Source organism: Lysobacter yangpyeongensis (genome assembly GCF_042655745.1).
Lineage (GTDB): Bacteria > Pseudomonadota > Gammaproteobacteria > Xanthomonadales > Xanthomonadaceae > Agrilutibacter > Agrilutibacter yangpyeongensis.
Genome location: NZ_JBHSNM010000002.1, coordinates 420945 through 445679, shown reverse-complemented (window position 1 = coordinate 445679; position 24735 = coordinate 420945). Strand labels below are relative to the sequence as shown.

The window sequence follows — 24735 nt, the reverse complement described above, 5'->3', positions numbered from 1 at the left end:
CGCACAAAGCTGCATGGCCAGGCGCGCGCAGACAAGGTGCCTGCGACGAAACCACGCGACGGGCGATGAAGCGGCTGGTCCGTGGACTGAAGCGGCGTCGCCGTCTGCATTTGCGCCGCGCGCGATTGCGAACAAGAAGTCCTGCGACGCCGGGCGCGTGGTGTTTGCAGCCAGTGCGCACAGTCCGTACAACGTCATTGCCGGCGCAGAGGCCGCAGCCTCAGGCAACAGCGACGCGCCGGCCATCACGGACGATGGATCATCACCATCGTTCATCACCACACGATACGGAGATCGCAATGAATCTCGTGGTTGAAGAGCAGGAACGCCCGCGCACCAACGTCGCATCGCCCGAAGGTCCCACCACCGATCCGCGGGTTTTCGCCACCGTGCCGCTCGGCGATCAGATCGCGGCCGACGGCGGCAACATCCTTCCCGGCACCGACATGCTGCCCACGCAATGGGCCGCATCCGCCAACGACGGATACGTGCTGATACTGCAGACCGACGGCAACCTGGTGCTGTATCAGGTCGTCGGTGTGCCTCCGCGGGCCGGCGCCTCCATCACCGGTAGCCCGCTATGGGCGAGCAGCACCACGGACGGTGCGAAGTTCTCGATCCAGACCGACGGCAACCTGGTGCTGTACAACGCCGCAGGCGACGTGTCCTGGAGCAGCAACACCTGGGACGATCCGCAATCGCTGCGGTTGCAGGACGACGGCGACCTCATCGCCTACGACACCGACGGCACTGCGCAATGGTCGTCCTTTACCAGTCACCTGCAGGTCTGGCCGCCGCCGCGCTGGGTGTACGTGCAGAACACCGTGCAGCAGGGGTCGGACGGGACGCCCTGCGTGCTCACCGTGGGCGACGATGGCGTGACGCTCGCACCGCGGGTGCCGGGCTCGCCCACGCAGCTGTGGCAGATCACGCCGGACGGCCGTCTGGTGAGCGGACTGATCAACGGCAGCGTGCTCTCGCAGAGCGGCACGGCCGCGATCAGTGCCGCGCAGGATCTTCCGGCATCGGACCAGCAGACCTGGCTGTGGAGCAATGCGCTGGGGCCGACGGCGATCCGGAACGATGCGAGCAACGGCTACCTGTGCGCGGCGTCGGACGGTTCGTCGGTAATGGTCGGCGACTCCGATACGCCCGCGCAGTGGTACTTCCTCTCGTCCAGTCCGCTGGATGCGATCATGGCGATGCCGCCGTCGAATCCGTCGTTCCCGGCGTTCACGGCCGAGGGCGATGCCGTCTACGCGGCCATCAACACCCAGCTGGCGCAGCACTTCAGGCAGCCCGACCTCGTCCTTCGCGACGAGTACGCCAACCTCAGCGCCGACATCGACGGTTATCGGCAGCAGCTACCGAAACTCGACTACAGCGCCTTTCCCGACGACGTCTGGAAACCGGTGGCGGACCAGCTCGAGGCCGAACTCGATGCCGCGATCAGCGTGCGCAACGTGTTCCAGCTGTACGGCGACTTCCACGAGAAGCTCTTCGAAGACAACGGCTTCCTGCTCAACAAGCTGGGGCAGCTGGCGGGCTTCGAACAGGGCGACCAGACCAGTGTCGGTGGCCTGATCCTCGCGATCGTCTCCGGCGTGATCTACACCGTGTTGTCGGATATGGGCGGCGCCTACGGCGTGGCGGCCAACGTGCTCCAGAGCGGCATCAACGCCGCGGTGGCTGCGCAGAAGAGCGACATGTCGCCGAGCCTGTTCCAGGTGGCCTACGCGGACCTGTGGACCCAGTTGAGCGGGACGTTCGAGGCGTTGCTGGCGACGTTCGACGACATGCAACAGGCGATGCTGACCGACTGGGCGAAGATGAGCGCAGTCAGTTCGCTCACCACCTCGAAGAGCCCCGACAGCCTGGCGTGGCCGGCCGGCAAGGACTCCCATCTGCTCGACGTCGCCGCCAATGGCTACACGATCGCGGTGATGCAGATGCTGTTGCCGGCCAGGTTCCAGATCTACCAGTACGTGGACGACAACGACGACCCGATCGACAAGGTGCCGCAGTACGCGCAGCACATCACGCCGTACAAGGACGGCTACTACAAGTACTGGATCGCCGATCCGGTCTATCAGTACGTATGCCCGGACGAGGCGGCACTGGATGCAGTGTGGGCCGCCGGTGCGACGCAGGACGATTTCTTTGCCGGCAGCAACGGCTGGGCCTTCGCCAAGACCATGCCGAACACGTTCGGCGGCAACGACGCGAACCACCTGATCATTGCGCTGACCAATCTCGGTCCGAACCCGGTGGTCGTGGTGAGCCAGGGACTGTCCGCCCTGGTGAAGCCCGACAAAGTGACAATCCCCGGCTACCGGACCGCGTTGATCCAGTGCACGGCCATACCGATCGAGGATATCCGCGTGGGCGTGCAGGTCTTCGACCCCTCGCGCGGGTTCAATGCCGACCAGCCGGTGGGCCAGTTCGTGGTGCACCAGAACTATTCGGTGGCCAAGGGAGGCGAGATCACCATCGAGTCGATCAGTTCCGCCGGCAACTACCAGCTGTCGACGCCGCTGTGCAACCGGGGCGCGTACAACAGCTATCCCGGCGCGGTACAGGTGAGCATCTTCGCCCAGTAACCGCGGCTCGCTTCCGCAAACGACGACGCCCCGCGCGAGCGGGGCGTCGTGATGCAACTGGAGCGGGAAACGAGACTCGAACTCGCGACCCCGACCTTGGCAAGGTCGTGCTCTACCAACTGAGCTATTCCCGCGAAGGGCGCGCAGTGTACGCAAACGGCCGCGTTCTGGGAAGCGGTGCGCGCACCCGGGGGACGGAGCGGTTGCTGCACCATCTCGACGGCGGCTCGCCGTTGCAGGTGCCGCACATCGCACAGAACAGTGCGCGCGGCCGTCACAGCTGCAGCGGTTCGTGGGTCCACAGCGCAGTCGTGAGCAGATCGCGCGTCATCCGGCGGTCGTTGAGCCGGGGAAACGGGACGTCGGGCACGTCGACACCGAGGAATCCGCACAGCGGCGTCCAGCCTTCCGACACGCGGAATTCCAGCAGGCGATCGGCGGGCACGTCGCGGCGGACGGCGTCCACGTGCCGCTGGTAGGCGGCGATGTTCGACGCGCGTTCGATCTTGCCGTCGAAGTGATGCTCCAGCAGCGCATGCAGGACCGGCAGGAACCGGTGGTAGCGGACGATGCGCGCCGGATCGTTGGCGTCCGCGATCGCCTGCCACAGCGCCTGCCAGGAATCGAACCAGTCATCGGGATCGCGCGTGGTGAGCACGACGCGCGCCTCCGGAAAGGCCTGCATCAGTTCGCGGTAGTGCAGGCAGCCGGGCACGTCGACGGAAGCGCGGTAGTGCCGGAACAGCTCGCGCCAGTCCACCGGCGCGCCTTCGCAGCAGTACGCGTGCCAGGCGTCGAGATGGCCTTCGTTGCATCCCGCCCGCGGCAGGGCCATTTCCGCGCCGTGATAGCACGGCGCGAAGCCGAGGTATTCCAGCGCCGCCTTCATGCTTAGCGTGCCGGTGCGGCTGAGCCCGGCGCCGATGATCTGCAATGCCATGTCCGGCCTTCGCTCAGTCGAGGATGTCCATGAGTACTTCGCCGATCAGATGACGAATGCCACGGCGCAGCGAGGGCCGCCGCAATTCCACGCGCTCGGCTTTGGCGCCGGCCACGTAGAAGATCTGCGCGAAGATCAGCGCCACGACCGCCATGAACAGCGATACGAGCCAGGCGAAGGGCAGTATCGCAGTGCCGAGCGTGCAGCCGAACCAGCCCAGGTGATGCCCGACGCAGCCCCAGGCAGCGAAGTAGAGCAGCGCCAGCACGCCGACGATCACGCCGAGCAGCGACAGCAGCGTCCACGCGAGCGCGAACAGGCGGATCAGGCCGAGAACGGGATGGCGGGGCTGGATCGTGGTCATGCAACACGCTGTCGGGATCGCGGGAGCGTGAGCCTAGCGGCTGGCAGCGTGGCGGCCAAGACGGATGCGTCCCGCGGTGACGTTCCGCGCGATCAGAACACCGGGCCGGGCGGCGCCGCGTCTTGCTCGGGCTCCCAACGCAGGCGCCGGCGCGCCCAGGTCTCCGCCGTCTGCGGTTTGATGAAGACCGCCATGACCGCCGGATGCCGCCGCTGTACCGCGTGCTCGATCCGCAGCACGCACTCCTCGATCTGCGGCGTGGTCAGGCGGTCGTGGAAGTCCGCGCTGAGCGCGGCCACGATGCTGTCCGGCCCCAGTTGCCGGGTGAGCACGCCGTTGGCGCAGCGCACGTCGGGATCGTCGCCGGCGATGCGCAGGATGTCCTCGTTGACCTCCCGTTGCGCGACCTCGCCCAGCAGCAGGCCCTTGGTCTCGATCGCGAGCAGGAGCGCGGTGACCGCGAGTACCAGACCGATGCCGAGCGAGGCATAGCCGTCGAAACGCGGGTCGTCCAGCACCTGCGCGGCGATCACGCCGGCCAGCGCGATCAGCAGGCCCAGCATCGCGGCGACGTCCTCGAACAGCACCGTGAACGTGCTCGCATCCTTGCTGTCGCGGACGGCGGCAATCCAGCCGCGCTTGCCTTTCGCGCTACGGAACGCGCGCAGCGCCACCGCGGAACTGCTGCCCTCGAACAACAGCGACACCGCGAGCACCACGTAGTTGACCGTCGGGTTCGCCATGGCGTGCGGGTCGCGCAGGTGCACCAGGCCTTCGTAGAAGGAAACTCCTGCACCCGCGGCAAATACCAGCAGGGCGACGATGAAGGCCCAGAAATACAACTCGCGCGCGTGGCCGAAGGGATGCGCCACATCGGGCGGACGCGCGGCGCGATGCATCCCGTACAGCATCAGCAGCTGGTTGCAGGTGTCCACCAGCGAATGCACGCCTTCGCTGAGCATGGCCGAGCTGCCGGTCAGGGCGGCCGCGATGAATTTGGTCACCGCCACGCCCAGGTTGCCGAGCAGCGCGGCGATCACGACCTTGCGCCTAGATGCGGCCATCGCGCGTCTCCGGAAGTCGAGCGTCGCATCATCCTCTTTGGTCCGCGGGCAAGTCCGTGTGGACGCGCAGTTCACGCAAGGACCACGCAGCCACGGCAGCGCTACGCCGGCGTGAGCAGCGTGCGAAAGCCCGCGTCCTCCCGCAGCTGCCTCACGCAGCGTGCAACCGCAGCGGGCGTACGATCGCTCCGTCATGCTGTTGCTGCCTGCCATCCGTCTCGCCACGCCGGCCGATGCGCGCGCCATTGCCGAGTTGTCGCGCGACGCCATCGAAGTCGGCCTGGGCTGGACCTATACGCCAGACCGGATCCTTACCGCGATGCGCAGTCGCATCACCAACGTCGCCGTCGTCTACGAAGGCTGGCATCTGCTGGCCGCCGGGATCATGGATTACGGAGATCTTTCCGCCCACCTGGTGTTGCTGGGCGTGCAACGCGCGCAGCGCCGCCGCGGGCTGGGGCGGCACGTGCTCACCTGGCTGGAGGCCTGCGCGCTCACCGCGGGCGTGCGGCGGATCAGCGCCGAAGTGCGTGCCGACAATCCGGGTGCCATCGCGTTCTACGAGGCACTCGGTTACGAGCTGCGCGATCGCGTGGCCGGCTACTACCGCCCCGGCCTGGATGCGCTGTGTTTGAGCAAGCGCATGGGTGCCTGAACACTGCTTCACGCCTGCGCGCGGCAGCAGGGCGATATGCAGCGTTCCGCCGCGCGCATGCCTGCGTCGATCGATACGCGCACACTGCGGCCTCCCCCACGCGAATGCGCGATGCGCAGGTCCCATGACTTCCGAATTCCCCAATGCTGAGCAATACGCCGCCGAAACCGCGCGGTTTCCCGGCCGGGCCATCGTCGACATCCGCGCCGAAGCGGCGGCGGTCACCGAGGCGTACCGCAACCAGGTGCTGTTCGACGTCAACGGCGACTGCCTGCGGATGTCGGTGTTCGAGGGCGAGTACCGCTGGCACCAGCATCCGGATTCGGACGAGCTGTTCCTGGTGGTGGCCGGTGAACTGGAGATCGACTTCGACGACGGCGGCCGCGCGCGGCTGCAGCCGTGGCAGGCGCTGGTGGTGCCGGCGGGCACCGTGCATCGCACGCGCGCGATCGGGCGCACGGTGAACGCGACCTTCGAACGGCAAGGCGCGCGCACGTTGTTCGTGGAGTAGCGGGCACCGCGTTTGGGGCGTGCGGGCCGTGCACACCGTCGCTTACGCGATGCTTACATCGCGCTAATGATTCGTTTACGAGTTCGTTTTGCGGTCGCTTTCGAGCGGCGATTCGCGTGCGTCGTGCGCAATGTTCCTGACTGAAACCCCGGTGCGCATTCATGCTTGCGCCACGTCGAACAGCGCGCTTCGCAAGAAAGCACGCTGCTTTGGAATCGCGGTTTTTCCGATCTTTTTGCCCCTGTTTTTGCCTTGGGGATCCGCGCATCGCGCGCGCCTCCGCCTGTTCATCGCGCGCGCTTTTCCGACTCGTCGCTGAACAAATCGCCATGCATCGCACGCGCAAGCGTACGAGACGCGCATCGGAATTTGCCGATGCGCAATGCGCGGCCGAAGTGTGGGCCGTCGCACAAATCACCCTGGATCGCATTCGTAGAGTCCGCGCCCGGTCGTGGAAAGGAACCCACGCCGTTCCTTTTCGGATCACGCGGAGAAGCGAATGTCCTTTACGAAGTTCCTTGTTTCACTTTCCCTCGGTCTTGCCGCCATGGGGTCTGCCCATGCCACGACCTATTACGTACGTACCGACGGCGGCACGGCCTCGCAGTGCACCGGTCGTTCGGATGCGAAATACCCCGGTAGCGGCACTGCCCGCGCCTGCGCCTGGAACAATCCCAGCGTCGCGCTGCCGTCCTCCGGCTCGCGCCGCATCAAGGGTACCGACACGCTGGTGATCGGCCCGGGCTCCTACAAGGTCGGCAGCAACGGCTACATGCAGCCGGTGCCGAGCGGTACTTCCACCCGCAAGACCCGCATCATCGGCAAGTCCGGAACGCGGCCGAAGCTGGTGGGCGTGGGCGGCACGCACCGCGTGCTCAACCTCGATGGCAGTTCCTACGTGGAAGTCGCCAACCTCGACATCACCGACGCCAGCGACTGCGTCTACAACCACTCCGTCTCCGCCGCGCGCTGCACCAGCAGCATGCAGTGGGCGCGCGTGGGCGTGTACGCCCGCAATTCGAAGCACGTGTGGCTGCATGACCTCAACATCCACGGCCTGGCGGCGCGCGGCATCAATGCCGGCGGCCTCGCCTACTGGACCGTGCAGCGCACCAAGATCAACCGCAACGGCACGGCCGGCTGGGACGGCAACGTCGGCGACAACGGCTCCAACTCCGGCACGATGATCCTGCGCGACGTGGAGATCGCCTGGAACGGATGCGGTGAACGCGTGTCGACGGGTGCAGCCTGGGCCTGCTGGGCGCAGCAGACCGGCGGCTACGGCGACGGCTTCGGCACCACCAGCACCGGCGGCCAGTGGCTGGTCGAAGACGTCTTCGTCCACCACAACACCTCCGACGGCCTCGACTTCCGCTACATGAACGGCGCGAGCACCTCCAAGGTGACGATGCGTCGCGTGTATGCGGTGGCCAATGCCGGTAACCAGGTCAAGGTCCGCGGCAATTCGCTGATCGAGAACTCGGTGATCGTCGGTCGCTGCACTTACTTCCGCGGCAAGTACTACATGACCACCGGCGACCTGTGCCGCGCGTACGGCACTTCGCTGCTGCTCGTGCTCACCGGCGGCGATACCGCGACCGTGCGCCACAACACCATCGCCGGCGAAGGCGATGCGCAGATCGCGTATGGCGAAGGCACCTCGAGCGACCGGGTCAACATCCAGAACAACCTGGTGGTGGGCTTCCCGTACTACCGCGACACCAGCACGCGCACGTTGTTCTCCGGCGGCAGCGCGCCGGCGGTGAAGTCCTTCTCGGGCAACATGGGCTGGCACACCCGCAACTGCCCGACCGGCACGAGCTGCTCGCGCGATCCGAAGCTGGCCAGCATGACGTTGTCCACGTTCGATGCAGAGCCGCTGGCGGGCAGTGGCGTGATCGACCGCGCGCCGAAGATCAGCGCGGTGACCACCGACTTCCTCGAGGGTAAGCGCCCGGTTGGTGCGGCCAACGACATCGGTGCCTACGAGTACCGACCGTAATTGCCGCCGCTGCAGGAACGCAGCCAATGCAGCAGGAGAGCCCGGGGTTCCCGGGCTCTCTTTTTTGTGTGCGACCGATCAGCCCCCCGAATCGCTGGTCGCCGCCGCCGCTTCCGCCAGGAATGCCGCCAGCGGCCGCGGACGATCGAACAGATAACCCTGGGCGAAGTCGACCCCGAGCCCGGCCAGCGCGTCGCGTTGCGCGGGGGTCTCGGTGTGCTCGGCAATCGTCGACTTGTGCAGCACGTGGGCGATGCGGGTGATCGAACGGACCACTTCCAGCGCCAGCGGCGACTGGTCCATGTCGCGGACGAAGCTGCCGTCGATCTTGAAGCAGTCGACGTCGAGCGCGCGCAGGTAGTTGAACGAGCACAGCCCGGTGCCGAAGTCGTCGAGCGCGAACTGGCAGCCGAGTCCGCGCAGTTCGCCTACCACGCGCTGCGCGCGCGCCATGTCGCGCACCGCGCTGGTTTCGGTGATCTCGAAGCACAGCCGCTGCGGCGCGACCGGACTGCGGCGCACGCGTTGCACCAGGTAGCCGATGAAGCTCTCGTCGGCGAGCGCGTGGCCGCTGAGGTTGATGGCGCAGATGGCGACCTGCGACGCGGCCTCCGGATGGGCTTCCAGGCAGGCCAATGCGGTGTCGACCACCTTGCGGTCGATGCGCGCGCTCAGGCCGAAGCGCGTGGCCGCGGGCAGGAACTTGTCCGGCGTATGCAACGCGCCGCCGTTGGGATCGCGCAGGCGCAGCAGCAGTTCGAAGCGGTATCCCGCGGTGGCCGCGGCCAACGGCACGATCGATTGCGCGTAGAGCTGGAAACTGTCGTCGGCCTTCAGCGCCTGGCGGATGCGCAGCGTCCAGCGCATTTCCGAGGTGGCATCGGTCAGCGCGCCGGCCAGCGAGCCGCCCAGCGCGACGCGGTTGCCGCCCTGTTCCTTGGCGGTGAAGCAGGCGGCGTCGGCCTGCGACAGGACCTCCGCCAGTGACATCTCGTTGGGCTGGAACGGCACCAGCCCGATGCTCGCGGTGGTGGACAGGCGTTGATCGCCGAATTCGCACTGGCAGTGCTCGACCGCGCGCAGCAGCGCCTGCGCGCGTTCGCGTGCGGCGGTGATGCTGCAGCCGTTGAGCAGGACGATGAATTCGTCGGCGCCGTAATGGCCGAGCAGGTCGCGCGCGGTGACCTGGCCGCGCAGCGCGGTGGCGACTTCGGCGATGAGCGCGTCGCCGGCCGCGTGCGTCGCGGTGTCGTTGATCAGCTTGAGGTTGTCGAGGTCGAGGTAGACCAGCGCCATCGACGAACTTGCCGGATCGGCGAGTAGTGTCGCCGCCTTTGCCTCGAAGCCGGCGCGGTTGGGCAGGCCGGTCAAGGGATCGGTGGTCGCGCGGCGCTCGAGCGAACGCGCGCTCGCGCGCTGCGCGCGCATGGCCATCGCCAGCACGCCGGGCATGGTCGCCAGCAGCGACAGGTACACCAGCAGGATCACCGCTTCGAGCGTGCGCGCCGGCGGCCGGAAGCCGGCGAGGCCGTACCCGGCGAGCATGCCGACCAGGCCGACCGTGAGCAGCACGGACGTGGCGGTGCGCAACGCGGAGAAGCGCAGCGCGCTCCACAGCATGATCGCCAGCGGCAGGCTGGTGAGGCCGAGCACGTACTTGGGCGCTTCGGTCGCGCCCCACGCCATCAGCAGGAAACTCGCGACCAGCGCGATGTTCCAGACCTGGCGTTCGGCTTCGCTGCCGGGCCCCGGATCGATCGCCTGCGGTCGCTCGCGCGCATCCAGCAGCAGCAATACCGCCGGGGCCACGCTGACCACGCCGAGCAGATCGCCGAACATCCAGCGCAGCCACGCATCGGCGAGGCGATCGGCGGGCACCATGTGCGCAAGCCACATGCCGAACGTGCCGACGGTGGCGCCGGTCACCGCCATCAGCAGTCCGGCGACGGGCAGGCGCGTGACCTGATGCATCACGGTGGGTCGACCCTGCCGCCCCGCCCAGGTCGCGCCGAGCCAGGCGCCGACGGCGTTGGACAGCAGCGAGAACGGCAGGAACGCCGCAGGGACCGGCGCGAAGGCCTGCACCAGCAACTGCGCCAGCGGCACCAGCACGACCCAGCGCGCGCCATAACGCATCGCGCCGGCCAGGGCGATGCCCGACGCGGGCCAGTACAGCGCGACGTCGTCGGGTTCGGCCACGGCTTTCACCGCGAACGCGCCGGCCGCGACGTAGGCGGCGATCCAGCCCAGCGCGAGCGCGACATCGCGGGCGAGCGGCCGCTTCACGACAGCGGCTCCGGCGCGTGCGCGGCCGACAGCAGCAGCTGCAGGCGTCCCGCGGCGAGCATCGCGTCCAGGTCGCGGCGTGCCTCGTCGATCAGCGTGGCCAGGTCCGTGCGCTCCGTCGGCAACAGCGCGACCCAGCTGTCGCGTCCGCGGCGGCGCGCGCGATACAGCGCGCAGTCGGCGAGTTCGGCGATCTGTTCCCAGCCCAGCAGCTGGCGGCTGTCGCGATGCAGCGGGTATTCGGCCAGGCCGATCGAACAGGTCAGCCGCACCGGCTCGGCGTCGCCGATGTCGAAGGGGAAGCCGGCGATCGCCGCGCGCAGGCGTTCCCCGATCCTGTTCGCTTCGCCCGCGGCCATCGGCCGGCACACGAGCAGGAACTGCTCGCCGCTCCAGCGCACCAGATAGTCGCCTTCGCGCACGATCGACCGCAGCAGGTGCGCGACCTGCTGCAGCACGCGATCGCCGTTGCGGCGGCCGTGGCGCAGGTTGACCTGCTTGAAACTGTCGAGGTCGATCATCGCCAGCACCAGCGCGCGCTCGTAGTCGCCCAGCCGCTGCTGTTCGCGGTCGTAGTAGGACAGGTCCGCGGGCAGCTGGTTTGCGAGGTAGCGGCGGTTGTGCAGTCCGGTCAGTGGATCGGACAGGCTCGCGCCCTCGAGCCGCGCGTTGGCCGAATGCAGCTGCTGGGTGCGGTCGTGCACCTCGTGTTCGAGCCGGTCGCGCTGGCGCACGTGCAGCCACTGCTGACGTCGATAGATCGCGTACAGCAGGACGGCGAGCAGCGCGACCGCGAGCATCTGGAACAGCCGCGTCTCGTGAAATTTCGGCGCGATGGTGAAGCGCAGGATGGCCGGCTTGCGACTCCACACGCCGGCGTTGTTGGCGCCCATCACTTCGAAGGCGTAACGGCCGGGTGGCAGATTGGTGTAGTTGACGCTGCGCTGGCTGCTGTCCTGCACGCGCTGCCAGTACTCGTCGTAACCGAGCAGGCGGTAGCGCAGCTGGTTGCTGTGCGGATCCTGGAAGCTCAGCACGGTGAATTCGAAACCCAGATCGCGTGCGGCGGCCGGGAGGGCGAGGGTTTCACCCGGGCGCGGCACGTGCCAGTCCTGCTGCGTGCGCACGCGTTCCACCACCACCGGCGGCGGCAGCGGGTTCTTCACGATCGCGTGCGTGTCCAGCGCGACCACGCCGTCGCGCGAGGGCAGCCACAGCACGCCGTCGGGATCGCGCAGGCCCTTCGACATGCCCGCGCCGTTGCAGCACAGGCCCGGTTGCCCGGCGTGGGGTGCGCTGCGTTCGGACAGGACGATCTCGCCGGGCAGCGGCAGGCGCGGCTCCCCGGCGCCGGTGGGCAAGGCCGCGGTCGGCACGCGCGACACGCCGCGGATGCCCGCGATCCACAGCGTGTGCTGGGGATCCTCGGTCATGTAGTACGCGGAATTGGCGGGAATGCCGTCGGGCGCGCCGTAGCGGTGCCAGCGTCCGCCCGCGAACACCGAGATGTGCTGGTCGAGCGTGCCGATCACGATGCGGCCGTCGTGCAGTTCGAGGATGCTGGTGACGTCGAGTTCGGGCACGAGTCCGGCATCCAGGCCGATCTGGCGCGCGTGGCCGTCGCGCAGTTCGAACAGGCCCGATTGCGTGCCGATCAGGCGCCGCCCGTCGCGCAGGAACGCGATCACGCGCACGCGCGGATCGCGCAGGCCCTGTTCCTGCGCATAGCGCTGCAGGTGCCCGTCCTGCCAGCGGAACAGGCCCTCGGTGGTGGTGATCCACAACGCGCCCGCGCCGTCGCGCACGATGCCGTTGATCTGCGCGGTCGCCATCGGCGCGAACTCCGGCGGCGCGACGAGGCGGCCGTGGTCGAGCACGACCAGTCCGCGCCGCGTGCCGATCCACACGCGGTCCCGTTCGGCCAGCAGGTTGTAGGCGTGCGGGTGCGGCAGATCGCTGCCGGGCACGACCAGCCGGAAGCGGCCGTTCTCGAACAACGTCAGCCCGTCGTTGGTGCCGACCCACAGGCGACCGTCCGGTCCGCGCGCAAGCGACCACACCACCGCGTTGTGCAGGCCGTCGCTGGTGCTGTAGCGGCGCGTCCAGCCGTTCCACACGCGCGCCAGGCCATCGGGCTGGGTGCCGAGCCACAGGTTCCTTTCGCGATCCTCGTAGATCGATACCACCTGCGGTACCGAGCGTGGATGCGTTTCGGGCACGAATTCGACGAGCTTCGCGTCGCGCAAACGCGCCAGTCCGGGATTGGTGCCGATCCACAGGTTGCCGTCGCTGTCCGCGCGCATCGACAGCACCGGGGCGCGCGCGAGCACCGGTAGTGCATCGAAGCGCTTCCAGCCGTCGGCTTGGAGACTGAAGAAGCCCTGTGCGGTGCCCGCCCACACCTTGCCCTGCGCATCGGCCAGCTGGCTGACGACCGTGTTCTGCGCCGCGGCCGGCAAGGGCAGGCGGGCGCGCCGGCCATCGGCCATGCGCACGACCGCACCGAGTGTTCCGACCCACACGCCGTCGCGGCGCACCAGCAACGACGAAGCGGGGCGTGGACTGCCTTCCATCGCGACCAGGCGCCGGCGTTGCGGATCGATGCGGAACACGCCTTCCGATGTCGCCGCGAGCAGCCTGCCGTCGGGGGCTTGGGCCAGCGCGTACACGTCGAGCGTCGGCATCGCCGGATCGGCGGTCGGTATCGGCGTGAAGCCATCGCGTTCGCGCAACGCGAGGCCCTTGTAAGTGCCGACCCACAGACGGCCGGCGCGATCGGTGAGCAGCGCGCGGATCCAGATGCCGGGCAGGCCGGGCGTGTCTTCCGGCGTGTACGCGGTAAAACGCATGCCGTCGAAGCGCGCGAGTCCGCCCTGCGTGCCGACCCACAGATAACCGTCGCGATCCTGGGTGATCGCCAGCGCCGAGGTCTGCGGCAGACCGCTCTGCGTGGTCCAGCGGTCGATGACGTAATGGCGGAAGGCCTTGTGCGGATCGAGTGCAAGCACGCACGTCGCCCGAAGCAGCAGAGCGACGAGAACGAAGCACTGCGTCAGGCGGAGGGCCGACATGGCGAGCGAAGGTTCCGCCTATCGCCGCAGCTTGTCCAGTTGCAATGCGGGCGTGTCGCGATGCGTTGCGGCGCTGGCTGAACCGATCAGCGTGCTGCAGGCGTCACCGCATCGGGGGAAGGGCGCGGCTGTCCGGTCCGGGAGCGTGGTTGCGTTGATGCAGGATTGCCCCGGGGCGCGTCGGGCCGACATCGCTGCGACGCGGCCCGTGCATGCGCCGACCAGCCGCGCGGCGCAGCCGGTCGTCGCCTCGCAGGCCGCGCTACGCGCGCGCGGCCAGGCCCTGTCGCCATGCCGACAGCAATACCGCCACGGCCACCGGTATCGATGCCGCGTGCCAGGCCAGCGTCGTCATCGGCGCGGCGAGCGTGTCGAGCACCAGCGCGCCCTGCACGCTGATGTAACCGGCGACCAGCAGGCACAGCTCGAACGGTCGCGGATTGCGGAACACCGCGCCGAGCGCGAGCGCCCACAGCGCCACCGACATGGCGACGACGAGCGTGGCGACCGCGGCGGACGGATGCTGCACGGCCAGTCGCAGCACGGCCGGCAGGACTACGGCGCAGGCCAGACCGGTCGCCATCGCGATGCGCGTCCACAGCAGCGTCGAGCGCATGCCCGCCGCGGTGAACACCAGTGCCGCCGTGCGCGTCTCGTGTTCGCGCAGCACCAGCCGCGAGAACACGTCCATGCACAGCAGCCACGCGGCGATGATGCCCGCTACGAGGCCCTGGTCCGGCGCTGCCAGTTGCACGATGCCGGCGATCGCCATGCCCGGCCACCACCACCAGCGCCGCGAGCGCAGCGTCAGTCGCAGTTCCGCCGCGAGCAGCGTGCCGGCGGTGCCGCGCTGCAGCGGCGCGAGCAGGCGATCGAACACAGAATCGAGCCAGCGCAGTGACGCACCGCGTGGACGCGCCACGCTGGCCGTGCCGGCGCGCGCGGCGAAACGATCGAGGAACGGCGTCGCCGAAAGCAGCAACACGAAAGCGAGCGCAAGCCAGAACGCGCGTCCGGCGAGCAGCGATGCCCGGACGTTCCAGTGCGACCACTCGGCCAGCACCGGCGGTGTGCCTTCCAGCGGCTGCGTGCCCACGCTCAGGCCCGGCGTGGCGTCTTCGTGCGCCGTTTCGGCCCGCTGCGTGCCCGCGCTTTGCGCCTTCGCTGCGAGTCCTGCGCGATCGCGCGTGATTTGCTCGAGGGCCGAGCGCGCCGCCGGCCAGCGATGCGTGACGTCGTACTCGGCGCTCACCAGACCCTGGAAATCGCCGGGGAAGGGCGGCGGTGCGCCGGGCGCGCGGTTCGCCTGCGACACGCCCACGCTGATCAGCACGATGAACACCACGAAGAACAGCACGTTGCCGGCGCTGCGCCGCAGCCACGGCACCAGGTCGAACCACACCGCCAACGCCGCGGTGAGTGCGAGCGCGGGCAGCGTGATCAGCAGCACCGGCTTCACCAGTTCGACCAGGTCGATGTGCAGATCCTCGGCGCGCAGCAGTTGCAGCGCCAGCGCCACGCCCAGTCCGACCAGCAGCGTGGCGGCGAACACGGCGAGATGGCTCAGCCACTTCGCCACGAGGTAGGCGTGCCGGCTCATCGTCGTTGCGACCAGCAATTGCCACGTGCGCGTTTCCAGATCGCGCGCCACGGTGCCGCGGACCAGGTAGAAGCCGGCCAGCGACAGCAGCGGGCTGTAGATCAGCGCCATCGACAGGCCGATCCACGCGCTGGAGTAGCGCCCGCGGACGTGTTCGCCCACCGAGACGGTGAGGTAATCGGCGTCCGCCGGTGGCAGGCACCACCACATGAAGGCGCCCAGCGCGAACACCACGATCCAGAAGCGCGGCGTGCGCACGCGCTGGAGGAGGTCGGCGCGCAGGATGGCGGCCGTCGCGCGCAGGGTGGCGTTCATGCCTCGACTCCCGCGCGATGCAGCAGCCACAGGTAGGCGTCTTCCAGATCGGGGATCGCCGGCATCGCGTCGGCGGACGGCGCGCGTTCGCCGACGACGCGAACTTCGACGCCCTGCGCGCGGCGCTGCGCACGACTGATGCGGAAGCGCGCGCGCACATCGGCGAGGCGGTCGGAAGGGATCGTCCAGCTCCATGCGTGTCCGGCCGCGGCGGCGATCAGGGTTTCGGGCGCGCCGTGGTAGCGCAGGCGGCCGCCGGCCATCACCGCGAGTTCGCCGGCGCTGGCTTCGATGTCGGACACGATGTGGGTGGAGAGGATCACCAGGCGCTGCCCCGCCAGTTCGGCGAGCAGGTGGCGGAAGCGCGCGCGTTCCTCGGGATCGAGGCCGACGGTGGGTTCGTCGACGATCAGCAGGCGCGGATCGTTGAGCAGCGCCTGGGCGATGCCCACGCGCTGGCGCATGCCGCCGGAGTAGTCGCCCAGGCGGCGGTCGGCGACGTCGTGCAGGCCCACCATCTCCAGGCACGCGTCGACGCGCCCGGCGACGCTGCGCGCCGGCAGTCCCTTCACCGCGGCGAGGAAGGCGAGGAACTCGCGCGCGGACAGCGCCTCGTACACGCCGAAGTCCTGCGGCAGATAGCCGAGCTCGCGGCGCAGCGCGTCGGGCTTGCGGGCGATGTCCTCGCCGCACCACAGCACCCGGCCGGTGCTTGCCCGGGCCAGGGTGGAGAGCACACGCATCAGCGTGGACTTGCCCGCGCCGTTGGGGCCGAGCAGGCCGACGACCCCGGTGCCCAGCGTCAGGCCGACGTCCGACACCGCGAGGTGGCCCCGGCGGTAGCTGTAACTTACTGATTCCAAAGACAGTTCCAACATGGGCGCGGGTCCTGAGGGGCAAGATGTTTAGGTATTGTAGTGATGTATAACACCTAAAGACATAGGACCTTCGACAGGGGCCAACCCCGGCAACGGCCGTCATCCCCCGACCGTCGTCATCCCGGCGAAAGCGGGGATCTCGTCTTTCGGCGCCTGCCAAGCAGCGGAAATTCGCCGGATCCCCGCCTTCGCCCGATGACGCCCGGGCGGACGACGGGTCGCCATTCGCGCGCGCCGCCAACACACGCCGTGCATGCCGCAACGGATCCCACTAAGTTGCGACCTCGGAGCGCCAGCGCATCTCGAAAGGAACCGCCATGCCCGCCCAGACCTCCCGCACGCCGGCAACGGCGCCGAAACGGACGGCCGCGAAGAAGGTCGCGGCGAAACCGCATTCGGCGATGCAAATCACCGGCGAGAAGGCCGCAACGAAGAAGCGTGCGGCGAAACAGCGCGCGACGATCCAGGCCCAGGGCAGAAAGGGCGCGACAAAAAGGCCCGCGCCCACCACGGCCGCGAAGCAGCAGGCACCCGCCGAAGCAACCAAACCCCGGCTCCTCGCCGGCGGCAACCCGCAGATCGCCAAGGGCGAGGGCGAGGCGCCGGTGCAGGCCTACCTCGCCGCGATGCCGGGATGGAAGCGCGATATCGGCCGGCGCCTGGACGACCTCATCACCCGCGCCGTTCCCGGCGTGCGCAAGGCGGTGAAGTGGAACTCGCCCTTCTACGGCGTCGCGGAGCGCGGCTGGTTCCTCAGCTACCACTGCTACGACCGCTACGTGAAAGTGGCGTTCTTCCGCGGCGCTTCGCTGCATCCGCAGCCACCGGGCGCCTCGAAGCAGGATGACGTGCGTTACCTGGATATCCGCGAAGACGACGCGATCGACGAGGCGCAGTTCGTCGCGTGGGTGGCGCAGGCCAGTGCCCTGCCGGGCTGGATGGCGAAATGACGAGGATCGAATCGATGAGCGATTCGGCGGGCGAGGCGATGGACGATCGCGAGTGCGATCCGACGCTCCGTTCCCCGGACGCGTCGGTGCCTCGCACCGAAGCGATGACATCCGCACCGCCGCTGCGCGCAAGCGGGCAGGACCCCGAACTGCTGCGCCGCCTGCTGCGCGCGAAGGACCGCATGGACGCCGCTTCGCACGAGGAGTGGCCGGTCGCGCGGCTCGCGCAGGTGAGCTGCGTGTCGGAGGCGCACTTCGCACGCTCGTTCAAGGAGGCCTTCGGCCTGCCGCCGCACCGCTACCTGCTCACCCGCCGCATCGAACGCGCCAGCGCCCTGCTGCGCGACACCGATCTGCCGATCATCGACATCGCCTTCCAGACCGGATGGAAGAGTCTGGGCACCTTCGGCCGCACCTTCCGCGACGTCACCGGCGAGAGCCCGGGCGAACTGCGTGCGCGTGTGCAGGCCGAGCCGCAGCAGCGCGAACGCGTGCCGGGCTGCTTCCTCAGCGCGGCCGAGCGGCCGGACCTCACCATCGCAGTTTCGGAGAAGCGCCGGCAGGAGGCCGCCGCTATAAAAGGCGCGTCCGAATGACGGTCGAAAATCAGGGAGCGGCAATGAGCCAGGGTGTCGGAGTAGTGGGTCTGTACGTGCGCGATCAGGACGAAGCCTGCGCGTTCTATGTCGACAAGCTCGGCTTCCGCGTGCATACCGATGCGCGCAACGGCGACTATCGGTGGCTGACAGTGCAGCATCCCGAGCAGCCGTCGTTCCAGCTCGGCCTGTTCGCGCCGGACCAGCCGACGCTCGATGCCGCCACCGTGCAGAGCCTGCGCGAACTGGTGGCGAAGGGCGCGATGCCGCCGCTGGTGCTGGTGGTGGGCGATTGCCGCGCCGCCTTCGAGCAGATGCGCGCCCGCGGCGTGGAATTCACCCAGGAACCGGTCGAGCGCTACGGCGGCGTCGACGCCAGCTTCCGCGATCCGTCCGGCAACGGCTGGAAGATGATCCAGGCACGACCGGCATGAGCGGCGCGCGCTATTTCAGGAACGGCCAGGCGCCGCTGCCCGCCGTCGGCGAGCGCGAGGCCAAACCGGGACCGGGCGAAAAGGAGAACGCAGTGAATACGAATCGCTGGATCCGCCAGTTCCACCGCTGGCTGTCGATCACCTTCACGCTGTGCGTGATCGCCAATTTCGTCGTCCTCGGCAAGGGCGCGATCGCCACCTGGGTCGGCGTCGCGACGCTGATCCCGCTCGCCCTGCTGCTGCTCACGGGCCTGTACCTGTTCGCGCTGCCGTACCTGGGCAAGTCGCGCGGCAGGCGCGAAGCCGCCGGCGAAAATCCGCAATCCCCCGCATTCATGGAGTGAACACGATGACCGTCGGCTCGACGAGGAAGGTCGCGACGAAGAAGACCGCGGCGAAGAAGGTTGCAGCGAAGAAGGCAGCGGCAAAAAAAGCTGCAGCGACGAAGACTGCAGTGAAGAAGATTACGGCGAAGAAGACCGCGACAAAAAAGCCTGCCGCGACGCAGATCGCAACGAAAAAGCCCGCGGCGAAGCAGCCCGTCGCCGCAGAATCCCTGCGGACCGCCGCCCGCAAGCCGCCAGGCCTCGGCGGCGCCAGCGCGTCGCAGCGCATCGACGAACGCATCGCCGGACTCGGCGACTGGCGCGGCGAACGCCTCGCGCAGATCCGCGCGCTCATTCACGAGGTCGATCCCGACGTGGTCGAGGAATGGAAGTGGATGGGCACGCCGGTGTGGTCGCACGCCGGCATGTACGTGCTGGCCAATCCGCACAAGGACAAGGTGAAGCTGACCTTCTTCCACGGCGCGCAGCTGGACGATCCGGACGGCCTGTTCAATGCCGGACTCGACGGCGGCAAGTGGCGCGCGATCGACCTGCGCGAAGGCGACCGCATCGACACGGCGGCGCTCGCGCGCCTGCTGCGCGCGGCGATTGCCTACAACACCACGCACCGGGTGGCGAAGAGCCGGGGTTCGCGCGCGTAGCCACGCGCGCGTCCCCGTCGCGCGCGGGCTTGATCCGCTGTTGACGTGGCTGCGCACACGCTGGAACTCCCCGCCGGAGGACCGCGCCCGGTGACTGCCATGAACACGACCTTCCCGCGTATCTGCGCGTGCGCACTGGCGCTCGTTGCCCTGTCCATGCCCGCCAATGCCTGCTTCGCGCAGGCGCTCGCCGCGACCGCCACCGAACATTTCGAAGCGCTCGACAGCAACGGCGACGGGCGCGTCGACGCAAGCGAGTACGGCAGCAGCAACCTGTTCGCGCAGCTGGACGGCGACCGCAACAACCGCATCACCGCCGAGGAACTCGATGCGATTTTCGGCCCGCAGCAGGACGGCATGCCGTCGGCCGCGGACCGCATCCGCATCGCCGACGGCAACGGCGACGGCGAGCTCAGCGACGAGGAGCTGCGCCGCAACGGCGAAATGCAGTTCGCGCGGCTGGACGGCAACGGCGACGGCTACCTCGACCTCGCGGAGATGAAGTCGGGCTTCGGCATCCCCATCGTCGCCACGCCGCGCTAGGCTGCACCGGACTTCCGACCGCTGCCGGCCACGCATGACCCTGCTGGACGCACTCGGGCGACGGCTCGCCCGCTACCTGTCGGCGCCGCGCGAAGGGCACAGCCTGCTGCCTCCGACCGTGGCGGAGGATCTGTCCGGCGTGCTGCAGGTCGGCGATGTCCTGCTGGTGGAAGGCACCAGTCGCGTCGCCACCGCGATCAAGTACCTGACCCAGTCGACCTGGTCGCACGCGGCGCTGTTCGTGGGCGATCGCTGCGGCGGCGAGGCGATGCTGATCGAAGCCGATGTCGTCGCCGGCGTACGCCTGGTGCCGCTGAGCGCGTTCCATCCCCTGCACGCGCGCATCTGCCGTCCCGTCGGGCTGTCGGCCGCCGACGTGGACGCGCTGATCGGCTTCCTGCAGGCGCGCCTGGGTTATGCGTACGACCTGCGCAACCTGTTCGACCTGGCGCGTTACCTCGTGCCCCTGCCGGTGCCGGGGCGCTGGCGGCGCCGCCTGATCGCGCTGGGCAGCGGCGATCCGACGCGCGCGATCTGCTCGACGCTGCTGGCGCAGGCGTTCGCGAGCATCCGCTATCCGATCCTGCCGGAAGTCGAATCGATTCCGTGGCGCCCCGGTGCCGAGCGCGCGCGCCGCGAGATCCTGCACATCCGCAACTACGCGCTGTTCGTGCCGCGCGATTTCGACGTCTCGCCGTACTTCCGCATCGTCAAGCCGCTGCTGGACGACGGCTTCGATCCGCACCGGCTGGCCTGGGGCGATGCGCCGCGTCCCGTGGAATCGCGCCCCGCCGGAGCGTGACGGCGTGCGCAAAACGCGCGATCCGACGGCGTGCCGGGCGCTGCCATCACCTCGTCTTTTCGCCCGCGGTCCTAGCGTCCACGATCGGGCACCGGCGACCGCGAGCCATGGACGATCCTGCTGAATCCACCGAAGCAGCGTTGCGCGAACGGCTCGCGCGCGCGGAAGCGCGGCTTGCGCAGGTGCTCGATGCGCTGCGCGCGCTGCCGGACGGCATCGTGCTGGTCGATCGCGACGGCCGCATCACCGACCTCAACCTCGGCGCGATGCACCTGACCGGCTGGACCGAAGCGCAGGCGCTGGGCCGGCCGCTGCATGAAGTGCTGGCCTTGCACGATTCGCACGGTCGCAGCATCGACCTGCTCGCGCCGGGTCGCGATGCCAGCGGCGAAGTGGCCAGCCTGGTGCGGCGCGACCGGCACGAGGTACTCGTCGACGCGGGCATCGCCCCGATCCTCGATCGCGCCCAGCAACCGTCCGGCGCGGTGATCGCCTTCCGCAACGTCACCGCCGCCAAGCGGATGACCGACGAACTCACCTTCCACGCGACCCACGATGCGCTGACGGGCGTGCTCAACCGGCGCGCCTTCGAATCGCACCTGCAACGCGCGACCGAACATGCCGCGCGCCACGGCACGCCGTACGCGCTGCTGTATCTCGACCTGGACCGCTTCAAGGCGGTGAACGACACGGCCGGCCACGTCGCCGGCGACGAGCTGTTGCGCGTGTTGTCGGCGCTGCTGCAACGCAGTCTGCGCGACCACGACATGCTGGCGCGGCTGGGCGGCGATGAATTCGCCGTGCTGCTCGAACACTGCGAGCCCGCGGAGGCCGAGGAAGTCGCCGAGCGCATCCGCGCCGCGGTGGAAGCATTCCGCTTCCGCTGGGTCGACCGCGAGTTCACCGTGGGCGCGAGCATCGGCGTGGTGCCGTTCCGCACCGGTGGCCTGGCGCCGCGCGACGTGCTGCGGCTCGCGGACGAGATGTGCTATCGCGCCAAGGCCGAAGGACGCAATCGCGTGCAGTTTCATCAGCCCGATGCGGGACCGCCGCCGCGCCGCACGCGACCGGCGCAGGCGCGACGGAAGACGCCGTCCCTGCGGCACTGAGCGCGCGTTGCGGTGCGCAGCGCGCGAGCACGCGTCGGCGTCCGCACGCGACGGGTCACTGTCGCCGCCGCGCGCGGCGTCCTATGCTCGCGACGGGACGTCCCTCGCCCGGCGACGGCATCCCGATCCCATCTGAAGCAGACCCGGTGCGGACCGCATGACGCGTCGCAATAGCAGCGGCCGTGCCTCACGACCACAAGGAAGGATTCCGTGAACAAACTCACCGCTGTTTCCGCGCAGCCTACGCTCGACACCACGCTGACCCTCGCGCTCGCCGCCGCTTCGCAAGCCGCTTATGCCTACTACAGCGGCGGACCGAGCGTTCCGCCGCAGGGCTATACGCAGGTGGCCGGCTGGACCGGCTGGGACGCGATCCTCAGCACTGGTTCCGAGGAAAAATACGGACTGGTGTTCCAGTCGCAGACCGATTCGGGCACGTTCATCTTCGCGTTCCGCGGCACCGATTCGGATCTGGATGCGTGGGAGGACGTGCATTTCCTCACCACCGACTTCCAGCCGACCTCGGGCAGCATCAGCCCCACGCCGCGCGTGGCCTCGGGCTTCTACGGCATCTACGACGGCAAGGGCGGCAGCATGACGCAGTCGATGCGGCAGCAGCTGTTCGCACTGCTTGCGAAGTACCGGCCGACGCAGCTGTACGTCACCGGACACAGCCTCGGCGCCGCGCTGAGCCAGCTGTTCTCGCTGGATGTGGCGATCAGTCAGCCCATGCCTGCGCTCAACATCAACTTCGCCAGTCCGATGGTCGGCACCGACAGCTGGCAGAGCGCCTACCAGGCGACGATCCCCGCGGCCAACAGCATCCGCGTGTACAACTACTGGGACTACGTGCCGTCGCTGCCGCCCGATGCGTTCGGCTATCGCACCGTCGGCGAGGGATTCCTCACCTCGTTCTACGTGCAGGGCGAATGGTTCCCGCACGAACTGTCGCGGCATTCCATCGTCAACCTCACCACCGTGCTCGCCAACGCGTTGCCGCTGAATCCGCAGCAGTGGAACGGCACGTTCCCCGATTACGTCGAGCCGTCCTGGACCATGCTCAGCACCCCGCCGCCGACGACGGCGCCGGTGCGCTGGGTCGAGAAGATGCGCGAGCACATGGCATACGAGCGTGCGCTGCGGCATCCCGCGCCGGCGGCGGAGTTGGCGCCGGCGTGACGGGCGACGAGGGCGGGCATCCGGTGAAACGATGCTGGCGATCGCCCGGTTCCGCGTTACGGCGATATGTCCGTACGGCGCCGACCTGTGGCGACATGCTCTGACCTCTGATACCGCGAAAAACGCAAGGGCCGGCACGAAGCCGGCCCTTGCGGACGATCCGGTCGACTTACTCCTGCGGGCGCACGCCGAGATAAGCGCCGGCCATGTGTTCGCTCATCCACGGGTCGTCGCTTTCGAGCTCCAGCGCGCGAGCGAACATGTTCTCGGCGGTCGCGCGGTCGCCATGCAGCATGTAGTACGCGCCGACCTCAGCCAGGCCCTTGGCGTCTTCGGGATTGGCGGCGAGGAAACGGTCGAACAGGGGCTTCGCCTTGTCCCATTCGCCCGCTTCGGCATACACGCGTGCGATGCGGTACACGTCGCTGTCCTCGTGCTTGCCATTGAGGATGGCGTCGAAGACGGCCTGGCCTTCGGCCTTCATTCCGCCGAGGTAATACACGCGTCCGGCGCCGATGCGTTCCCAACTGCCGTTCTTGCCGGACTGGACCAGGGCCAGCTCCAGCAGCGCCTTGCCGGCGTCCGCGGGGGCCTTGTTCTGGTACGTGGCGGGCGTGGGCCGGAGCTTGGCGCCATAGCCGACGCCGATGCCGGCAACAAACAGGACCGCGGCGGCGGCCGCCGTAAAGCGTTTCGTCATTGCATTTCCCCTTTGAGTGACGCGCAGGGCGTGGCGCTCCACGGCGGCCCGGCGGTACTCAAGTCTAGCCGGTGCCCGGACCCGGTTCGATCCCGGGCCGCATGCCACGCGCCCCGCAAGCCCGCGCCTACTGACCGAAATCGCGCAGGTAGCGCACGCTGAAGCGCAGCGTGTTGGCCGTGGCCACCAGTTCGCCGGCGAAGTTGTGGGTGTCGTGCGTGGCTCGCCATTCGTTGGGCAGGTAGACGCCGGCGCGCTGTTCGGCACGGCTGCGGATCGCTTCGATGGAAGCGAGTGCCGCCGCGTAGTCCTCGGCGGCGACCTGCGTTTCCACCTGGTCGATCAGCGCCTGGAACGGCGGCTGTTCGCCCGACGGCAACTGCGCGGTGATGTCGCGCAGCCACTGCAGCTTCTGCGCGATCACGGTGCCGGTGCTGCGCAGGTCGATCAGGATCAGGAACTGCGAGAAGCCGCCGTACGTGGTACGTGCCCGCACGCTGCCCGGGGCGATTTCATCGGTGACATCCCGGAACGGACCGCCCAGCGATGCCTTGAACACGCGCAAGGACGTGCCCGCGTTGTACGGCAACAGATGCGTGTGGATCTCCATCCGCCCGGTGTTGCGGAAGGACAGGCCACCGTTGGCCGGCGGTTCGATCGTGAGCAGCAGCGGCAAGGTATTGGTGAGGCCGGTGAGGCCCAGGTCCGGCAGGCGCGAGAGCAGGGCCTGGTCGAGCAGGTCGACCAACTGCGCGGTGGCGCCCAGGCTGGCCGGGCTCAGCCCGCTCGCGTCCTGGAAGTCCAGCGACACCTCCGCCAGCGGCAGCAGCGTCAGGCCCACGCGCACTTCGGCATGGTTGTCCGCTGCGGTGACCGAAACCGGCAGCAGGCCGGAAATGGTCTGCGTGGGCGGAATCAGTGCGAGGTCCGTGGTGCCCTGCGCGGCGGCGTTCGAAGCCACCAGGCACAGCGATACGACGGCAGTCCATGCGATGGCCGACAGTCTCATGCAGCGTTCCCCCCGAGCCGACGATCCGTGTGCGAGGCGTCCGCGCCCCGGCCCTGACGCGTTCTAATCCCGCCGGTTGCGCCCCGGCAAGCCCGGGCCGCTCCCGACCGCCGCAGGGCCGACGGACGGTCCCGCTGAC

22 protein-coding genes and 1 tRNA gene are annotated in these 24735 nt (G+C 68.7%); 13 read left to right on the top strand and 10 right to left on the bottom strand.

The window, feature by feature from the left end; genetic code table 11:
• Positions 1-299: 299 nt before the first annotated feature.
• Positions 300-2600 (top strand): hypothetical protein, encoded by a 2301-nt coding sequence (locus tag ACFPN1_RS08830; protein ID WP_386754513.1) that lies wholly within the window; start codon positions 300-302, stop codon positions 2598-2600.
• Positions 2601-2658: 58 nt separating this feature from the next.
• Here the strand turns inward: ACFPN1_RS08830 and ACFPN1_RS08825 are convergent.
• From ACFPN1_RS08825 to ACFPN1_RS08810, 4 genes are all read right to left on the bottom strand, one after another.
• Positions 2659-2734: transfer RNA gene (locus ACFPN1_RS08825), tRNA-Gly, on the bottom strand.
• A gap of 140 nt (positions 2735-2874) precedes the next feature.
• Positions 2875-3540: a sulfotransferase family protein gene (locus ACFPN1_RS08820; protein ID WP_386754512.1), complete on the bottom strand. Its 666-nt coding sequence runs from the start codon at positions 3538-3540 to the stop codon at positions 2875-2877.
• A 13-nt stretch (positions 3541-3553) separates the two neighbouring features.
• Positions 3554-3904 (bottom strand): hypothetical protein, encoded by a 351-nt coding sequence (locus ACFPN1_RS08815; RefSeq protein ID WP_386754511.1) that lies wholly within the window; start codon positions 3902-3904, stop codon positions 3554-3556.
• A 92-nt stretch (positions 3905-3996) separates the two neighbouring features.
• Positions 3997-4968, bottom strand: coding sequence for a cation diffusion facilitator family transporter (locus ACFPN1_RS08810; protein ID WP_386754509.1), 972 nt, complete (start codon positions 4966-4968; stop codon positions 3997-3999).
• 193 nt (positions 4969-5161) lie between these two features.
• Here ACFPN1_RS08810 and ACFPN1_RS08805 point away from each other — a divergent pair, with 193 nt between their 5' ends.
• The 3 genes from ACFPN1_RS08805 to ACFPN1_RS08795 all read left to right on the top strand — a co-directional run bounded on the left by ACFPN1_RS08805 (position 5162) and on the right by ACFPN1_RS08795 (position 8136).
• On the top strand, positions 5162-5623 hold the full coding sequence (locus ACFPN1_RS08805; protein WP_386754508.1) for a GNAT family N-acetyltransferase: 462 nt from the start codon (positions 5162-5164) through the stop codon (positions 5621-5623).
• A 124-nt stretch (positions 5624-5747) separates the two neighbouring features.
• Positions 5748-6134, top strand: a complete 387-nt coding sequence (locus ACFPN1_RS08800; protein ID WP_386754507.1) for a cupin domain-containing protein — start codon at positions 5748-5750, stop codon at positions 6132-6134.
• Between the two features lie 547 nt (positions 6135-6681).
• Positions 6682-8136, top strand: coding sequence for a choice-of-anchor Q domain-containing protein (locus ACFPN1_RS08795; RefSeq protein WP_386754506.1), 1455 nt, complete (start codon positions 6682-6684; stop codon positions 8134-8136).
• Between the two features lie 78 nt (positions 8137-8214).
• Here ACFPN1_RS08795 and ACFPN1_RS08790 read toward each other — a convergent pair whose 3' ends face one another.
• The 4 genes from ACFPN1_RS08790 to ACFPN1_RS08775 form a co-directional block, all read right to left on the bottom strand.
• On the bottom strand, positions 8215-10422 hold the full coding sequence (locus tag ACFPN1_RS08790; RefSeq protein WP_386754505.1) for a putative bifunctional diguanylate cyclase/phosphodiesterase: 2208 nt from the start codon (positions 10420-10422) through the stop codon (positions 8215-8217).
• Positions 10419-13493, bottom strand: coding sequence for a two-component regulator propeller domain-containing protein (locus tag ACFPN1_RS08785; protein ID WP_386754503.1), 3075 nt, complete (start codon positions 13491-13493; stop codon positions 10419-10421). Before ACFPN1_RS08785 ends, ACFPN1_RS08790 begins: the two co-directional genes overlap by 4 nt.
• Before the next feature lie 262 nt (positions 13494-13755).
• On the bottom strand, positions 13756-15408 hold the full coding sequence (locus ACFPN1_RS08780; RefSeq protein ID WP_386754502.1) for an ABC transporter permease: 1653 nt from the start codon (positions 15406-15408) through the stop codon (positions 13756-13758).
• Complete coding sequence (locus ACFPN1_RS08775; RefSeq protein ID WP_386754501.1) at positions 15405-16286, bottom strand: ABC transporter ATP-binding protein; 882 nt, start codon at positions 16284-16286, stop codon at positions 15405-15407. The genes ACFPN1_RS08780 and ACFPN1_RS08775 overlap by 4 nt, the downstream gene beginning before the upstream one ends.
• Before the next feature lie 317 nt (positions 16287-16603).
• Here ACFPN1_RS08775 and ACFPN1_RS08770 point away from each other — a divergent pair, with 317 nt between their 5' ends.
• From ACFPN1_RS08770 to ACFPN1_RS08730, 9 genes are all read left to right on the top strand, one after another.
• Positions 16604-17236, top strand: coding sequence for a DUF1801 domain-containing protein (locus tag ACFPN1_RS08770; RefSeq protein ID WP_386754499.1), 633 nt, complete (start codon positions 16604-16606; stop codon positions 17234-17236).
• Positions 17237-17340: 104 nt separating this feature from the next.
• Positions 17341-17832, top strand: coding sequence for a helix-turn-helix transcriptional regulator (locus ACFPN1_RS08765; RefSeq protein ID WP_386754850.1), 492 nt, complete (start codon positions 17341-17343; stop codon positions 17830-17832).
• A 23-nt stretch (positions 17833-17855) separates the two neighbouring features.
• Positions 17856-18266 (top strand): VOC family protein, encoded by a 411-nt coding sequence (locus ACFPN1_RS08760; protein ID WP_386754498.1) that lies wholly within the window; start codon positions 17856-17858, stop codon positions 18264-18266.
• The gene (locus ACFPN1_RS08755) at positions 18263-18610 is read left to right on the top strand and encodes a hypothetical protein (RefSeq protein ID WP_386754497.1); all 348 of its coding nucleotides are present in this window, start codon (positions 18263-18265) and stop codon (positions 18608-18610) included. Before ACFPN1_RS08760 ends, ACFPN1_RS08755 begins: the two co-directional genes overlap by 4 nt.
• 5 nt (positions 18611-18615) lie before the next feature.
• Positions 18616-19254, top strand: a complete 639-nt coding sequence (locus ACFPN1_RS08750) for a DUF1801 domain-containing protein (RefSeq protein WP_386754848.1) — start codon at positions 18616-18618, stop codon at positions 19252-19254.
• Positions 19255-19353: 99 nt separating this feature from the next.
• On the top strand, positions 19354-19797 hold the full coding sequence (locus ACFPN1_RS08745) for an EF-hand domain-containing protein (protein ID WP_386754496.1): 444 nt from the start codon (positions 19354-19356) through the stop codon (positions 19795-19797).
• A gap of 34 nt (positions 19798-19831) precedes the next feature.
• On the top strand, positions 19832-20599 hold the full coding sequence (locus ACFPN1_RS08740; RefSeq protein WP_386754495.1) for a YiiX/YebB-like N1pC/P60 family cysteine hydrolase: 768 nt from the start codon (positions 19832-19834) through the stop codon (positions 20597-20599).
• Positions 20600-20706: 107 nt separating this feature from the next.
• A complete protein-coding gene (locus ACFPN1_RS08735; protein WP_386754494.1) occupies positions 20707-21708 on the top strand; it encodes a diguanylate cyclase domain-containing protein in 1002 nt (333 codons plus the stop codon).
• Positions 21709-21918: 210 nt separating this feature from the next.
• Positions 21919-22887 (top strand): lipase family protein, encoded by a 969-nt coding sequence (locus tag ACFPN1_RS08730; protein ID WP_386754493.1) that lies wholly within the window; start codon positions 21919-21921, stop codon positions 22885-22887.
• 169 nt (positions 22888-23056) lie between these two features.
• Here the strand turns inward: ACFPN1_RS08730 and ACFPN1_RS08725 are convergent, their stop codons facing one another.
• Complete coding sequence (locus ACFPN1_RS08725; RefSeq protein WP_386754492.1) at positions 23057-23587, bottom strand: tetratricopeptide repeat protein; 531 nt, start codon at positions 23585-23587, stop codon at positions 23057-23059.
• Between the two features lie 127 nt (positions 23588-23714).
• Positions 23715-24596, bottom strand: a complete 882-nt coding sequence (locus ACFPN1_RS08720; protein ID WP_386754491.1) for a DUF6689 family protein — start codon at positions 24594-24596, stop codon at positions 23715-23717.
• Positions 24597-24735: the final 139 nt, after the last annotated feature.